Origin of the sequence: Dermacoccus abyssi, assembly GCF_003515945.1 — a bacterium.
GTDB lineage: Bacteria > Actinomycetota > Actinomycetes > Actinomycetales > Dermatophilaceae > Dermacoccus > Dermacoccus abyssi.
Map to the genome: position 1 here is coordinate 76,424 of NZ_QWLM01000001.1, position 15,621 is coordinate 92,044.

Genomic DNA, 15,621 nt, shown 5'->3' on the forward strand with positions numbered 1-15,621 from the left:
GTCAGCGCACGACCGAGGGCGCGTCGTCACCGGGCGACGACGTCGCGTGGGCATCGGTCGCGGCTCGCTCACTGTTGTCGTCGTCAAGGCCGTGCTGAGGCAGCGCATCGGCGGTGCGGCGTGCTCCGAACGACGCCCCCGCGAGATACGCCTGCGCCACATCGTGTTTCGGGTCGGCGCGAACGATGGTCTGGAACGCCACGCCGTGACCGCGTTCCACGAGGTGCGCCACCTCGTGCAGGAGCACGGCGTCGACGACGTAGGCGGGCATACCCACGATGGCGTCGGACAGGCGAATCGAACCGTCGGCGGGTGAGCAGGAGGCCCAGCGGCTCGTCATGTTCGAGACCCACCGCACCGACGAGGGGACCGGCGCGCCGGGAACGTACGTGCGGCTGAGCTGTGTCGCACGCTCCATGAGGGCGTCGTCGTTGCGCGCCGAGCGGTTCTTGCGCGTCACTCGCCGGACGAGATCCTCGACGGCGCGCCGCTCCTCCCGCGCCGACATCGAAGCAGGCGCCAACACGACGACGACACCGTCCTCGAAGCGCGCCTGAATGGTGCGCTTACGGCGGCTGCTACGGCGAATCTCCACGGGCTGGTCGTCGATCGTGAGGTGGGTGGGGCGCCGATCGCTCGAGCTGGTCATGACGTGAACGCTAGTGGAGAGTGCTGACAACGCTCCGGCTCCTGTCCACAACCGCGACGGCTGTGGACAACGGCGGACTCGCTTCCCGACACGCGAGGCACGCTGAGTCGACCAAGCCACGCCCAGGAGACGGTGGCCAGGCACGAGGAGCGAGCATGTCCCAGCCCAGCGGCACGACCCCCACCCCGCACGTCGCCGAACGGCGAGCCCTGCGCCACCTCGTGCCCGAGGACCCCGAGCGCTCGAGGCGCGCACCGGACGCGGCCGTCCGCGCGTGGCACGAGTTTGCCGAATCACTCGCCGCTCCCGTCCGGCGACCGTGCCGCGTTCTCGTCACCGGCCCCGATGCTCTCGTGCGCCCCGTCGTCTCCGTCGTGGCCGGCCTCGTCGACGCCGTCGGCGAGTGGGACGGACGGCGTCCCGTGCCCGCCCCCGACCTGCTCATCGGCGCTCTGCCGTGGCGCTACGAAGCGATCGGGGACGTGCCCGATCTGCCGGGGCCGTTGATCGGGCCTCGACCGGCCGTCCTTCCTCTGGCCTTCACCTCACGCACCGTCACGGTCGGCCCCGTCGCGGGCGCCGGTGGGCCGTGTCCCGACTGCGTCCACCCCGCCTTCGCCGCGGCAACGGTCAGACCGGAGACTCCGGTCGCTCCGGCGCTGCACGCCTTCGCTGCCGGAGCCGCCGGCCTGTTCGTCCGCTCGTTCACGGCGTCGAACGTCAACGCCCTTTCGATGAGCCTGACCTTCGACATCGCGGCGCCCCAGGTGGAGCACCGCCTCTGGTCGTGCACCGCCTCGTGCCGCCGGGCGGCCTGAGCCCCGTCGGACGCAGACCGCCGCGGTCACCGGTGACGGCATCACGCCGCGTTCTTGCGGGGGCGGCCGCGCGGACGCTTGCGCGGCACGACGACGCCGCGTTCGAACAGCTCACCGCCCCAGACGCCCCACGGTTCCTCGCGCTCCTTGGCACCGGCCAGGCACGCCCGCACGACGGGGCAGGTGCTGCACAGAGCCTTGGCGAACTCGACGTCGGCAGGCTGCTGCGCGAACCACAGTTCCGGGTCGGCGGTGGCGCAGGGAGTCTCTACCTGGGCCGCCGCCACGGGTATGAGGTCTTCGAACAATGCGGTCATGGTGTTCCTCGCTTCACGGATGACGCCCGCTCATCGGGCGATGTGTCTCGGGCGGGTCCACCGGCTCGACGTGTCGACATCTCATCGACACGAAAGAAGCCGCGGACCCGGGTTTCGGATCTCGCGGCTTCGCTTCGAAGGCTGATGTGTGACTACACCAGACCCCCGAGCGGATGCGGGGAGAACCGAGAAAGGTGGGGACGACGCTTGCCGTAGCCGCGCGCACCGGCCGAAGCGATGTTCAGCTTCTGTGCGGCGACGACGCCGGTGCGCTCAGCGTCGGCGTGGCCCAGGGCAGACGGGTACCCCGAAAGATCGAAGGTGAAACCCGTACCGCAGGCCTCGCGGGCAGCGCGCAGGGAGGCGGACGACGTCATCGTGGTGATGATGTCCATGAGGCACCTCCCTGGTCGGTCCGCTCGGCGAGCGGAGCTTTCTCGGTCCTACTCACGCGAATGCGAGGCATCCGCCGTGATGTGAGAACACAGTAGTCGGGCCGTCGAGAAGCGGGCAACCGAATTAACGGGGAGATTTCTCGCGGCCCCGAAATCCGCGTCAGGCCGGGTCGAACTCCCCGAACGCGCTCGGCGATTCGACCTCTGCCTCCGGGTCGGCGCCGGCGAGGACTGCGAGCACGGACGCGCCGTATTTCGTCACCTTCGAGGTGCCCACACCGGAGATGGCACGCAGCCCCGCCGGCGTCGTCGGACGCGTCTCGGCGATGGCGACGAGCGTCGCATCGGTGAAGATGACGAAGGCTGGCACCTTGTCGCGCTGCGCGGCGCCACGTCGCCACGTCTTGAGCGCCTCGAACTGCCCCTCGTCGTAGGTGGCCGGGCATTCGGAGCAGCGCCCGATCTTGCGCTCGGCGGCCGTGTCGAGATCGCGGCCACAGGTGCGGCACTTCGCCGCCTTGAGCGGCTTGCTCGTCCGGGTGCTGCGAGCGCCCGGACGGCGCGCAGCGGCCGCTCCTTCCAGTACCGAACCGGTGCCGTCGAGGAAACGGGACGGCGAACGGGTGGCCCGTCCGCCCTCGTGACGGGCCAGCGCGAAGCTCAGGGACAGGTTCTTGCGTGCTCGCGTGATGCCGACGTACATGAGGCGTCGTTCCTCCTCGATCGCCTCGGGCGTCGTGGCCATCATGATCGGCAGCAGCCCGTCGCTCGCACCGGCGAAGAAGACCGAATCCCACTCCAGCCCCTTGGCCGAGTGCAGGGAGGCGAGCGTGATGCCCTCGACCTTCGGCGCGTGTTGTTCCGCGGCCCGACGGTCGAGTTCGGCGACGAACTGACGCACCTGGGCCCCGGGCACGGTGCGCGCGACGTCCTTGCTCAGTTCCACGAGCGACTGCAGCGATTCCCACCGCTCGCGGGTGGCCCCGGCAGCCGGCGGATGTGGCGACCACCCGGCGCCCATGAGGACGTCGGCGACGGTGTCGGGCAGGGGCTTGGAGCCGTCGTCGCTACGCGCTGCACCGCGCAGCAGGAGGATGCCCCGACGGACCTCCTCACGGTTGAAGTACCGCTCGCCCCCGCGGATCTGGTACGGCACGCCGGCATCCGCGAGTGCCGTCTCGAAGGCCTCGGACTGTGCGTTGGTGCGGAAGAGGATGGCGATGGTGCTCGGCTTCTCCCCTACTTTGAGAAGGGCGCGGATGTCCTCGACGACGCCGCGCGCCTCGGCCGCATCGTCGGGGTAGGTGACGAGGCGCGGCGTCGAGCCGGACCCGCGCTGGGCCTGGAGCGTCACGCTGCCGAACGCGCGGTCGGCCTTCTTCATCACCTCGTTGGCGAGCGTCACGATCTGCGGCGTCGAGCGATAGTTGCGCACGAGTTCGACGCGCTTCGCGCCCTCGAACTTCGACGCGAACGTGCGCAGATGACTGGGCGATGCGCCGGTGAACGAGTAGATCGTCTGGGCCGGGTCGCCGACGACGCACAGGTCCTTGCGCTCGCCGAGCCACAGCGACAGCAGGTGCTGTTGGACTGCGTTGACGTCCTGGTACTCGTCGACGATGAAGTGGCGATACTGATCGCGCACGGTGCGGGCAATGTCCTCGCGCTCGGCGAGGATGCCGGTCATGAGCAGCAACACGTCCTCGAAGTCGATGACGTTGCGCGCGGACTTCATGTCCTCGTACGCGTCGAGGAGCCGCGCCATGGCCGTCAGGTCGAGGTCGGCCGGCTGACGTCCGGCTCGTCGAGCGGCGACGGGGTAGGTCTCCGGAGTGAGCATCGAGACCTTGGCCCACTCGATCTCGGAGGCCACGTCACGCAGGGCAGTGCGGTCCATCTGCAGGCGCAGGCGCCCGGCGGCCTCGCCGACGATGCTGCCCTTCGTCTTGATCACCTCGGGGGCGCCTCCACCGATGGCCTGGGGCCAGAAGTACTGCAACTGCTTCAGGGCCGCCGAGTGAAAGGTGCGGGCCACGACCTGTGGGACGCCGAGGTCGCGCAGTCGCGTGCGCATCTCACCGGCCGCCCGGGCCGTGAACGTGACCGCCAGGGTGCGCTGGCCGACGAGCGCACCGGAGTGGACGCCGTAGGCGATGCGGTGCGTGATGGCGCGGGTCTTGCCGGTGCCGGCACCCGCGAGCACGACCATGGGGCCGAGCGGGTTCGCGGCCACCTCGCGCTGCCCCGGGTCGAGCCCTTCGAGTACGGCGTCGGCATCCATCGCCCCTGGGGAGACGGAGCTCACGCGGCGCCCCCTTCGACGCCGTCGGGCAACTCGGCGCCGTACCAGTGCTCGATGAGGGAGCGGGCGATCGAGATGCGCCCCGGCAACCGCAGCGTGCCCTCGGCGAGGCCGCGCTCGATGTCGGAGCGCGAGTACCAGCCGATCTCCTCGATCTCGCCGTCCTCCGGTGTCAGCGCTGTCGTGCGAGCCGTGGCGACGAAACCGATCATGAGTGAGGCCGGGAACGGCCACGGCTGGTTACCGAGGTAGCGCACGTCGTCGACGACGACGCCGGATTCCTCGAAGGTCTCCCGTGCGACGGCGGCCTCGAACGATTCGCCGGGCTCGACGAAGCCCGCGAGCACCGATCGGTGCGGGCCCTTCCAGCGCGGCCCCCGGGCGAGCAGGATGCGCTCGTCGTCCCGGCCCTCACCGGGGTGGACGACGGCCATGATGACGGCGGGGTCCGTGCGCGGGAAGTGCAACGACTCGTCGTTCGGGCAATAACGCACCCATCCCGCCTGACGCGGCAACGTGGCGCCACCGCAACGCGGGCAGTGCCCGTGCGTGGCGTGCCAGTGCGAGAGCGCAACGGCCGTCGTCAGGGCCGCCAGGTCGTCGTGGTCGAGGTCGAGGGCCACATGACGGAGCGTGAGCAGATCCTCGCGGGAGTCGTCGGCCGGGCGCAGAAGCGCGAGGCGAGCAGACTCACCCGCGCGCCCCAGGTAGAGCACGACACCCTCGTTCTCGTACCAGTCGAGGTCGGCTGCGGAGGGCGCCCGCCACCCGAGCGCACGCCCGTCCAGCGCCGTGCGGTCACCGAAGACCTCGAGCACCTTCGTCGAGGCGTCCTGCAGCAGACCCCGGACGAAACCGTGCCCGGCGCGGGCCGCTGCGTCACGGTCGATCTCCGACGACGCAAACAGGAGATTCGGCAAAGAAGGCGTGGCGTCGGGCATGCCTCCCAGCGTAGGCGGCGGGTCCGACATACGGTGAAGGGGTGTTGCGCTCCCCCGTCCTTCTCGCTGCCCTCGCCGACGCTGCCGTGCCCGGCATCCGCCCCGTCAAGGTCGAAGGTCTCGCCGTGCCTGCCGGCGCGGTCTACCAGAGCGCCCACGTCACCGGCCAGGACGGCCGTGTCTGGGTGGTGCGCTCGGCCCTGACGGGTGCCGCGGGTGCCGAACTCGCTGCCTCGGACGCGCTCGTCCAGCTCCTCGACCGCCGCCTTGCGTTCGACCTTCCGCGGGTCGAGGGCTCGGCCCGCCCCAAGGAAGGGCCCGCGGTCGCCGTCTACGCCCAGCCACGCGGTAACGCCCTGGAGTGGAACGACCTGCAGGGACGCACCGCGGCGGCGCGCGCCGTGGGTGTCGCCCTCGCGAAGCTTCACGACGTCGATCCGCGTGTTGTCGAGGAGGCGGGGCTTCCGAGCTACGACGCCGAGACCTACCGCCAGCGTCTGCTGGCCGATCTCGATCGCGCGGCCGACACCAAGCGCGTACCGTCTGCGCTGCTTTCCCGCTGGGAAGAGGCTCTCGAGGCGCCCGAGCTCTGGCGTTTCTCCACGTGCGTGACGCACGGCCCGCTGCGCGGTGAGGACGTTCTCGTCGACGAGGGTGAGGTCAGCGCGATCACCGGGTGGGAGCACGCCGGCGTGGCGGACCCGGCCCGAGACTTCTCCCTCCTGTGGACACACGCCCCGCAACAGGCGTTCGACACCGCATTCGAGGCGTACGCCGCCGAGCGCTCCGACCGTCCCGACAGCTACCTCGAACGACGCATCCGCCTCATGGGCGAGATGGAACTCGCCTACGCACTGCTCGCGAGCCGCACGATGGGCGAAGAGGAACTGGTCGAGTACCACGCGGAAGCTCTCGAAGAGCTCGCTTTCGACGTGGAGGACGACACGAGCCTCGTTCCGCCGCCGCGCCGTGCAGGCATCGAGCCGATCGACCTCGAAGCTCCCCTCGACCCCGCCGACATCGAGTCGGTCGGCGAGGGCGACCTCGCCCCGGACGACGATCTCACCGTGGAGATTCCGGTGCGGGTGGCGCGCGCCGAGGGCGACGCCCCGGCCGAGGACGGAGCCACCTCCACGGGTGCCACCCGCGTGGACGCCGACACCCCGAAGACCCGCCTGCCACAACGCGGAAGCTGAGTTCGCTCGGCTTCCGTCACCCCTCGGTGGCGGTGACGAGCAACTCCTCGATCTCACGCTGGGTCTGCATCAGCGGGCGGTACGTCTCTCCGCTCGCGGCGTAGAAGAACGCCCCGTCGACCATGGCCGGGTCGAGCCCCTTGAGGCGCGCGTACGCGAGGGCGTACGTGGCGAGCTGAAGGCTGCGCTGGCGCAACGTCGCAGCGTCCGGGCGGGCGCCTGTCTTCCAGTCCACGACGGTGACGCCACCGTCGGCGCGCGCGAAGACGGCGTCGATGCGACCGCGAATGGCGTAGCCCGCCACGACCGTTTCGACGGAGACCTCGAGATCGAGCGGGGTGCGCGCGGCCCACTCGCTCGCGAGGAAGTTCTCCTTCAGGCGCGGCAGGGCGTCATCGGTGGCCGGTTCCTCGTCGAAGAATCCGGGCAGCTCGTCGACATCGACGAGCGCAGCCGAGCCGTAGTGCTGCTCGACCCAGGCGTGGAACGCCGTACCGCGGCGCGCGGCGACCGCCGGCTCGCTCGGCATGGGTCGACGCAGGCGCCGCGCGAACGTGGCCGGATCGCTCGCGAGCGCGACGACGGCCGAGGCCGACAGGTGGGAGGGAAGCACGACCGAACGATCCTCACGCCGACGCTCACGAGCGCGCTCTGCGAGAAGGAGTTCGACCTCGAGGTCGCGGTCCTCCGGGGTGCCTTCGAGCGGCAGGCCGGCCTGACCCGGTGCTTCGAGGTCCTCGCCCTCGGCGAGACGTTCGCGCGCCTGCTCGACGAGGCGGGCACCAGGCGTCATGGCTGCGCGGTGATCGGCCATCGCGTCGACGGGCCAGATGACCTCGTGCGCGTTCTCCTCGAGGGGGTTCGTCGGAGGTTCTCCGTCGACGAGCGTGGGCGGCATCGGCGACCACTGCAGCACCTCGGCGAGGTCGGCGGCGATCACCTCCTCGAGAAAGCTCGACGCCAACCGCGGCGACTTGCTCCCGCTCGTCCACGGCGCAGTGGTGAGGAGCATCTCCGAGCGAGCGCGGGTGAACGCGACGTACGCCAGGCGCCGTTCCTCGACACGCTCGTGAGCCTGGCCCGCCTCCCGGTAGACGCCGTAACGGTCGTTGAGGTCGTCCGAGTCAGCGGCGGTTCGCCAGTCGAACGCGGGAAGGCCGCCTCGGTCGCCGCGCAGGTCGTACGGGATGCTCGCGAGGCCCGAGAGCCAACCCTTGACCTTGTGCTGCGAGAAGGCCCACTCGTCGCCGGCCGCCTGCGTTCGCCCGTCGAGCCCGGGGAAGGAACCCTCGACGAGGCCGGGCACGGCGACGACATCCCACTCGAGGCCCTTGGCCGCGTGCACGGTGAGCACCTGAACGGCCCGGGGGTTCACCTCGATGGCCGGCATTTCCAGGCCACGTTCCTCCTCACGTGCAGCATCGAGCCAGTCGAGGAACCCTCCGAGCGTGGGACGCTCCGCCTGCGCCGAGAAGGTACCGGCGACGTCGGCGAACGCGTCGAGGTGAGCGCGCGCCGTCGACGGATCGTGCCCCGGCCGCGCGAGCACCTCGATGTCGAGTCCGAGCACTCGCTCGGCCTCACCCACGAAGTCGGCCAGCGGCAAACCGGTGAGCAGACGAAGTCGGTTCAAGGAGGTATGAAAGCCCGCCAGCCGAACCAACGCCTCCGGCGAGAAGCGCTCGTCGTCCCGCCCACGCCACGATTCGTCTGGCAGTTCACCGATGGCTTCCACGAGGCTGATGTCGTCGCGGGTGCCTTCGGCGAGATCTGCCTCCCGGCGCGCCACCGGCGCGAGCAGACCCGGTGACACCTCGCCCTCCGAACGGCCCGGGGACTGGCCCTCCCCTGCGCTGCCGGCGGATTCGGCGGCACGCGCGAGCGCTGCAGCGGCCTCCTCGCGCTGACGCTCGTGCACTTCACGGGCCCACGTGCCGAGGGCGTCGAGGTCGGCCGGGCCCAGGCGCATGGCCGGACCGGTGAGCAGCCGCATGAGGTGATCACCTCGACCCGGATCGTCGACGACCCAGAGCATCGAGACGAGATCGACGACCTCGGGGGTCTGCAACAAGCCGCCCAGGCCGACGGCTTCGGCCGGGATGCCCTCGGCGTCGAGGGCTTCGAGAACCGGGACGAACTGAGAGCGCTTGCGGCACAGGACGGCTGCTGTTCGCTCGTGCCCGTCGGCATTGACGACGGCACGTCGTTCCGCGATCCACCGCGCGACGTAGCGCGCCTCCTCGACATCCGTCTCGAGGCGGGCCGCCTGCACGGCGCCCGGCCCGGCGTCAGGACGCGCTCGCAGCGGCTCGACCGGAACACGGGAAGCCTGGGTGAGGGGCGCCGCCACGACGTTGGCCACATCGAGGACGGCCTGGTCGTTGCGCCACGACGTCGACAGCGACGCCACCGGCGTCACGTCCTCACCCGGCAGAGCGAACTCCTGACGGAACGAGGCGAGCGTCGTGGCACTCGCGCCACGCCAACCGAAGATCGACTGGTGCGGGTCACCGACGGCGATGACGCCGGGACGCTGCTCACCGCGCGCGAAGACCGAGGCGAGGAAACTGATCTGCGCGGCACTCGTGTCTTGGAACTCGTCGAGCAGCACCGCGCGGTAACGCAGACGCTCCCCCTCCCCGATCTGCTCGAAGCGCTCCGCCAATCGCGCCGCGAAGGCGATCTGGTCGGAGAAGTCGAGGGCCGAGCGTTCGGCCTTCAGCCGCGTATAACCCTCGACGAGCGGAAGCAGTTGAAGATGTCCCTTGGCCTTGATCCGCAGCGCCTTTCCAGCGTCTCCCAGGCTGCGCTTGCGGGGTGCGTACGGGATCGTTTCGAGGCCTGCGAGCAGGCCCTCGTAGTAGGCGCGCAGATCGTCGACGTCGCGCTGGTGTTCCTTGAGTTCGCCGCTCGTGGCGAGAACCCCCGCGCTGACGCTCGCTTCACCCACCGTGATGTCGGACATGTCCCCGTCCCACGAGGCCACGACCTCGTGGGCGAACTGCCAGGATGCCGACTCGGAGAGCATCCGGGAGTCGGGTTCGATGCCGAGGCGCAGCCCGTGTTCGCTCACGATGCGCCCGGCGTAGGCGTTATAGGTGGAAACGGTGGGCGCCTCGCCGAGGCCTTCGGTGCCGTCCTCGTCGGCCTGTGGCTTCCACAGCCCGCTCGCCTCGAGCAGGCGCAGGCGCTGCCCGATGCGCTCGGCGAGCTCACCCGCTGCCTTGCGCGTAAAGGTGAGCCCGAGAATCTGCGCAGGACGCACGATGTCGTTCGCCACGAGCCACACGACGCGTGAGGCCATCGTGTCGGTCTTGCCCGAGCCCGCACCTGCCACGACGAGCAGGGGCTCGAGCGGAGCCTCGATGACGGCCTTCTGCTCGGGCGTGTGCCGGTAGCGCCCCAAGGCGTCCGCGATCTCGTCCGCGCTGACGTACCGCCGACCGTTCGACGCAGCCGTGGCGGGCTCGGTGGGGATGTCGCTCACAGCGTGCGTCCTTCCGGCTGGAGAGGGCAGGAACTCTTGACCGGGCAGATCGTGCATCCCGGGTTGATGGCGGCGCGGAACGTAGCCGCGCCCATCCCGTCGGCGGTGCGTTCCATGAGGTCGCGCGCCCAGGCGCTCGTTCCGACGGAGGCTTCGGTCGAAGCCTCGTCCCCGGCCGGATCCTGGCGGGATTCGTCGGCCACGAGGGGCGGTTGCACCTGGAGCTTGGCGGGACTTCGGCTGCTGTCGCCCGCGGCTTTACCGAGCTGAACGAGTGCGGCGCCGCCGCTCGTCACGCCCGGACCGAAGGCTCCCGCTTCGAGCGCGGCCTGGTAGGCGGCCAGCTGCGGGTGCGCCACCACCTCGGCATCGTTGGGCTTGGACCCGCCCGTCTTATAGTCGATGATGCGCAGGCCGCGGCCGTCGTGGCTCTCCAGCCGGTCGACCATGCCGGAGATCTTGGCCCGGCCGATGACGGCACTGAAGGGCCGCTCGACTCCGGCGCCGGACCAACCGTCTGCCTTCGCGTCGGCGAGATAGCCCTCGAGCCGGCCGATCATGCCACTCGTTCGTTCCTTGGCGACCCTCGCCAGCCAGGTTTGGCCGAGCCCGAGACGTGGCCAGCGTTCGTCGAGCGCGGCCTGCATCGCGGTGGGATCGGTGTCGGCGAACTCCTGCGCGATCTCGTGGACGAGGGTGCCGATAATGCTTGCTCCGATCGAAGGGCCGAAGGCACCGTTCGTCGTGAGCAGCCAGTTGAGCGAACAGCGGTGGAAGCTCTCCACCTTGGACGGGCTCACCCGCACGACGCTCTCAGGGGCGCGCACCGGTCGGTCGTCGGACTGGGCGACGAGGGCCCACCAACTGCTCGGGTCAGCGCCCGGAACACCGGCTGCGGCGAGGCGGGCGAGGCGCCGGGAGGCTTCGTCTCGTTCGATCTCGTCGGTGGAGGCGAGCATCCGGCGCGCCTCCGCCACGACACCCGCCAACGTCATGGGGCGTGCCACCGAGGTGAACTCGCGCAAGGCGTCCGCTCCGGCCGACGTGGTGAGCGGGTCGACGATGTCGAGGTAGACGCTCGGCTGTTCGTCGTCGTCACGAACCGCTGTGACGAGGAGGTTCTCGCGCGCGCGGCTGACCGCCATGGCGAACTGCCGTGTCTCGTCGTACCGCACAGCGGCCTGACGCGCGGCCAGCGAACGGCCACGGCCCGCGAGGATGTCGACGAGTTCCTCCGAGCCGAGGACCGAACCACGCAGCCGAAGGTCCGGCCAGACGCCCTCCTGAACCCCGGCGACGACGACGGTGTGCCACTCGCGTCCGGCCGCGCCGGCCGGCGTGAGCAGCGCGACGGCGTCGTCGTCCGGCGCCGCCGCGACGAGGCGGTCACCGGGAACGTCCTGGCCGCGCACGTGGTCGAGGAAGTCGCGTACCGCGGCGCCGGGCAACCGGTCGGCGTACGTGGCCGCTGCCCCGAAGAGCGCGACGACGGCGTCGAGGTCACGGTCGGCTCGAGTGCCGGCCACGCCACCGCTGAGGGCGTTCGCCTCCCACGGCTCGGCGAGACCACTGGCCTGCCACATGGCCCACAGCACGTGCTCCGCGTCGCCGGACTCACCGGATTGGGCGAACGCGGCTCGTCCGGCGTCGAGGACACGCGCCACCCGACGAGCCGGGGTGCCCTCCGGGCCGAGCGACGCGAGCAGGACGGGCTCGAACAGCGCAGCACCGAGTAGTTCGTCGGAGGTGCGAGCGCCACCGAGTGCCAGTTCCTCGCGCCGCAGCGCACGCCGCAGCCGCCGCAGGACGACCGGATCCGCACCGCCGAGCGGGGAGGTGAGCAGATCGAGCGCGAGGTCACCGGGCACCGTCTCTTCCCCCGCAGTGACGAGGTCGAGGGCGGCCAGGAGAGGACGTACCGCCGGTTCGTCTCGCAGCGCGAGTGAGGCGGGCGGGATGGCGACGGGAACCTTGGCGGCATTGAGCGCCCGACGCAGCGCCGTGGTCATGCCGGAGCCGCGCACGATGACCGCCATGTCGCGCCAGGCCACCCCGTCGACGAGGTGGGAGCGGCGCAACGTACCGGCGATGTGCGCTGCCTCCTGCGAGGCGCTACGCAGCAATGCGACGTCGACCTGGCCGCCCGGTCGCGTGGTGACGCTGCGGTGCGCCGCACCGTCGACCGCACCGATACGGGCGCTGACGCGTTCGCGGACGGCCGCCAGGGCGCGCGGCGCGCGATGCCCCACGCCGAGCGTGAGACGCCGCGTGGCGCCGTGATCCTCGGCGACCTCGGCCATGTAGCGCGGGTCGGCTCCCCGGAAGCCCTGCACCGTGACGTCCGGGTCTCCGATGAGCACGAGTCGTTGCGTTGCCCCGACGAGCGTTCGGAGGAAGACGACGCCTGCGCGGGTGAGCTCCTGCGCATCGTCGACGACGACGAGCGAGAACTGCGAGCGGTACTGGGCGAGCAGGTCGTCGCTCGAGCGGAGCGCCTCGGCGGCCGCGCCGAGGATCCACGCCGGGTCGAACGCCCCGGGGCGCGACAGCGCCGTGACGTCGTCGTACTCGTCGAGGACGCTCGCCGCGGCACACCACTCGGGTCGCCGTGCTCGTGGCCCAGTGCCACCAGCTCGTCCGACGAAAGGCCCCACTCCACGGCACGCATGAGCAGGTCACGCAGTTCGTTGCGCAGGCCGCGGGTGGGCAGTGCCTCGCTCAGATCGGCGGGCCAGTTCGGCACACGGCCCAGCCCGGCGCGGTGTCCCGCGAGCAACTCCTTGATCACTACGTCCTGCTCCGGCCCGGCGAGCAGCCGCGGCGCGGGAAGCCCCTCAAGAGCGGCGCGGGCGCGCAGGATGCCGAAGGCGAGCGCCTGCGGCGTTCGGGCGATCGGTTCGCTCGATGTACCTCCGACGCGCGTGGTCACCCTGGCCCGCAGCTCGCCGGCGAGCGTGCGCGTGGGCGAGAGCAGAACGCAGGCGTCCGGGGCCAGGCCGTCGCGGACTGCCTGAGCCACGAGTTCCACCGCGAGCGTCGACTTGCCCGTACCCGGCGCGCCCACGACGTGCAGCACTCGGTCGTCCGCGTCGAGCACCGCCTGCTGTGTCGCATCGAACAGCATGGCGGCCGCGGGGTCGCCGCCGGGTGTGGCGCGCGGCATCGAGCGGAGCTGGAGCGGTGGCGTCGACATGTGCGTCATCCCATCACCAGCCACCGACAACCGCGCGACGACGCGTCATTCGTCGAACCCGGGCCGCCATCGCGCGCGACGCAGATCGGCGTGATCACCGCGGATCGGTGTTCCTTCCTCGCGATAGGCCGCGAGCGCCTCCGCCTGCAGGTGCTCCGGAAGGCGACCCGCGGCGTTCGTGACGCGCCACCACGGCCAGGCCGCATCGCCCTCGCTCATGATGCGGCCGACCTGTCGGGCGCCGGTTCCGACGACCGCGGCGATGTCGCCGTAGGTCGTCACGGCGCCCTCGGGCACGTCGTGGACGACCTCGACGACGCGCTCGCGCAGTTCCTCACGCGCCCTCTCGTGCGGACGAGGTTCTGATCGAGATGTCCCGCCTGCTGCGCTCATCCGACCTCACGAGAAGTCGGCTCCGCGTGTTCCTGCCACGCGGCCAGGCCACCGGCGAGCGACATGATCCGCGGTCCCGTCTGCTCGCGACTCTCATCGAGCAGCACCCGCGCGGCCCGGGCCGAACGCGATCCTGCCGCACAGACCGTCACGACGTCACGGCCCTGTGCCGCGGTGAGGAGCTCGCGGCCCGTCGACGACTCCCACGCGCTGAGCGGCCGGACCACGACCTCACCCCACCCTGCGGGAACGGGCGATGCGTCCACTTCCGTCTGCTCCCGAACATCGACGACGAACGGGTCACCGAGCGCAGCCAGCTCCGCAGCATCGATTTCGCACACCTCGCCCACCTCGGCCCCACTGGCCCCGACGTCACTCCCCCGCCCGGCTTCGTCGAGCCCCTCGAACAGACGCTGGTCCCCGTCACCGCACACGACGCACTGCGCGTCACGCGCGAGCGGCAACCGCGTCAGGCTCGTCGAGAGCGCGTCGTAGAGCCAGACCCCGTCGCGGGCCACCTCCCCGGCGCCGGTGATGATTTTGATCACCTCGACCGCTTCCATCGTGCCGACGACACCCGGCAACACGCCGAGCACGCCGCCGACGGCGCAGTCCGGCACCTCCCCGTCCGCGAGCGGGTGCGGGAACAAACAGCGATAACACGGGCCGACGCCCGGAACAACCACCCCGAACTGGCCCGAGAACTGCGAGATCGACGCCCACACCAAGGGAAGGCGCAACGCGACACACGCGTCGTTGAGGACGTAACGCGTCGAGAAGTTGTCGCTCCCGTCGACGACGACGTCGTACTCGGGAAGAATCTCGAGCGCAGTCCGGGCGTCGAGGCGGACCCGGTGCTCCATGATCGTCACTCCGCTGTTGAGCTGCGACGCGAACCGCGCCGCGGAGGAAACCTTGGCCTCGCCCACCCCGGCTTCGGTGTGGATGACCTGCCGCTGCAGGTTCGAACGCTCCACCACGTCGTCGTCGACGACACCGATGACCCCGACCCCGGCCGCGCTTAGGTACGAGACGACGGGCGCCCCCAGACCTCCGGCGCCGACGACGAGGACCCGTGCGTCACGCAGCGCACGCTGCCCCGTCTCGCCCACACCGGGCAGCGTCAGGTGGCGCGCGTAACGCAGGCGCTCACCCGGGTCGAGTGGTCGCGACGATGCCACAGATGTTCCTTCCCGCTAGCTGCCGCCCGCTCTGGCGGGGCGGGGCGCTAAAGTCACACCCAGCTTATGACCGCCGACGAAGGAGTTCACCCGATGACCGGCACGGACGACCCCACCAAGCGCGGACGTCTGCCCCGCTCGGCCCGGCGAGCCCAGTTGATGGAGGCCGCGCAGTCGGTGTTCGTCGAGTCGGGGTTCCACAGCGCCGCGATGGACGAGATCGCGGAGCGGGCGCACGTCAGCAAGCCCGTGCTCTACCAGCACTTTCCCGGCAAGCTCGACCTCTACCTCGCGCTGCTCGACCAGCACACCCGCGAGTTCCCCGAACTCGTGCGCAAGGCCGTCGAGTCGACCACCGACAACAACGAACGTGTCGCCGCCGCCGTCGGGGCCTTCTTCGAGTTCGTCGAGCGTGAGGACGCAGGCTTCCGCCTCGTCTTCGAGTCCGACCTGACGAACGAGCCCGCTGTCGCCGAGCGCGTCGAACGCAGCCTCGCCGACACGGCCGACATCGTCGCGCAAGTCGTACGGGAGGACACCGGGCTGCCCGAGGCGGAGGCGACGCTCGTCGCCGTCGCGCTCGTCGGCATGTCCCAGGTCGTGGCGCGCTACTGGATCGCCCAGCATGAACCCATCCCCCGCGAGGAGGCAGCGCGCATCGTCGGCATCCTCGGTTGGCGCGGCCTCACCGGTTTCCCGAAGACCGCCGGGGATGAAATCACGCGCTGAGGCGTTGACCTCAACAGGCC

At 70.7% G+C, this 15,621-nt stretch carries 12 protein-coding genes and 1 pseudogene; 3 read left to right on the plus strand and 10 right to left on the minus strand.

Features of this window, described 5'->3' with window-relative positions:
• Position 1 precedes the first annotated feature (1 nt).
• Entirely contained in the window at positions 2-649 is a 648-nt protein-coding gene (locus tag D1832_RS00375) for a M48 metallopeptidase family protein (protein WP_206609324.1), read from the minus strand.
• Positions 650-804: 155 nt separating this feature from the next.
• Between D1832_RS00375 and D1832_RS00380 the strand changes: the two genes are divergently transcribed.
• On the plus strand, positions 805-1,467 hold the full coding sequence (locus D1832_RS00380) for a hypothetical protein (RefSeq protein WP_047310291.1): 663 nt from the start codon (positions 805-807) through the stop codon (positions 1,465-1,467).
• A gap of 41 nt (positions 1,468-1,508) precedes the next feature.
• On the opposite strand, the gene D1832_RS00385 is transcribed toward D1832_RS00380, so the two are convergent.
• The 4 genes from D1832_RS00385 to nudC all read right to left on the minus strand — a co-directional run bounded on the left by D1832_RS00385 (position 1,509) and on the right by nudC (position 5,422).
• Positions 1,509-1,784 (minus strand): WhiB family transcriptional regulator, encoded by a 276-nt coding sequence (locus tag D1832_RS00385; RefSeq protein WP_118912145.1) that lies wholly within the window; start codon positions 1,782-1,784, stop codon positions 1,509-1,511.
• A gap of 152 nt (positions 1,785-1,936) precedes the next feature.
• A complete protein-coding gene (locus D1832_RS00390) occupies positions 1,937-2,179 on the minus strand; it encodes a hypothetical protein (RefSeq protein WP_118912146.1) in 243 nt (80 codons plus the stop codon).
• 160 nt (positions 2,180-2,339) lie between these two features.
• Complete coding sequence (locus D1832_RS00395) at positions 2,340-4,460, minus strand: ATP-dependent DNA helicase UvrD2 (RefSeq protein WP_118912147.1); 2,121 nt, start codon at positions 4,458-4,460, stop codon at positions 2,340-2,342.
• A gap of 20 nt (positions 4,461-4,480) precedes the next feature.
• The gene (nudC, locus tag D1832_RS00400; RefSeq protein WP_118912148.1) at positions 4,481-5,422 is read right to left on the minus strand and encodes an NAD(+) diphosphatase; all 942 of its coding nucleotides are present in this window, start codon (positions 5,420-5,422) and stop codon (positions 4,481-4,483) included.
• A gap of 41 nt (positions 5,423-5,463) precedes the next feature.
• Between nudC and D1832_RS00405 the strand changes: the two genes are divergently transcribed.
• Positions 5,464-6,618 (plus strand): phosphotransferase, encoded by a 1,155-nt coding sequence (locus D1832_RS00405; protein WP_118912149.1) that lies wholly within the window; start codon positions 5,464-5,466, stop codon positions 6,616-6,618.
• 16 nt (positions 6,619-6,634) lie between these two features.
• Here the strand turns inward: D1832_RS00405 and D1832_RS00410 are convergent, their stop codons facing one another.
• The 5 genes and pseudogenes from D1832_RS00410 to D1832_RS00425 all read right to left on the minus strand — a co-directional run bounded on the left by D1832_RS00410 (position 6,635) and on the right by D1832_RS00425 (position 14,872).
• Positions 6,635-10,105, minus strand: coding sequence for an ATP-dependent helicase (locus tag D1832_RS00410; protein WP_241510789.1), 3,471 nt, complete (start codon positions 10,103-10,105; stop codon positions 6,635-6,637).
• A complete protein-coding gene (locus D1832_RS00415) occupies positions 10,102-12,759 on the minus strand; it encodes an ATP-dependent DNA helicase (protein ID WP_241510790.1) in 2,658 nt (885 codons plus the stop codon). Before D1832_RS00415 ends, D1832_RS00410 begins: the two co-directional genes overlap by 4 nt.
• Positions 12,760-12,944: 185 nt before the next feature.
• Positions 12,945-13,307, minus strand: a pseudogene (locus D1832_RS16060) (UvrD-helicase domain-containing protein); the annotation flags it as partial.
• Positions 13,308-13,343: 36 nt separating this feature from the next.
• The gene (locus tag D1832_RS00420; protein ID WP_118912151.1) at positions 13,344-13,691 is read right to left on the minus strand and encodes an MGMT family protein; all 348 of its coding nucleotides are present in this window, start codon (positions 13,689-13,691) and stop codon (positions 13,344-13,346) included.
• Positions 13,688-14,872 carry a ThiF family adenylyltransferase gene (locus D1832_RS00425; protein WP_118912152.1) on the minus strand — a complete coding sequence of 395 codons (1,185 nt, stop codon included), beginning with the start codon at positions 14,870-14,872 and terminating at the stop codon, positions 13,688-13,690. Before D1832_RS00425 ends, D1832_RS00420 begins: the two co-directional genes overlap by 4 nt.
• Positions 14,873-14,965: 93 nt before the next feature.
• Here D1832_RS00425 and D1832_RS00430 point away from each other — a divergent pair, with 93 nt between their 5' ends.
• Complete coding sequence (locus D1832_RS00430) at positions 14,966-15,601, plus strand: TetR/AcrR family transcriptional regulator (RefSeq protein ID WP_118912153.1); 636 nt, start codon at positions 14,966-14,968, stop codon at positions 15,599-15,601.
• Positions 15,602-15,621: the final 20 nt, after the last annotated feature.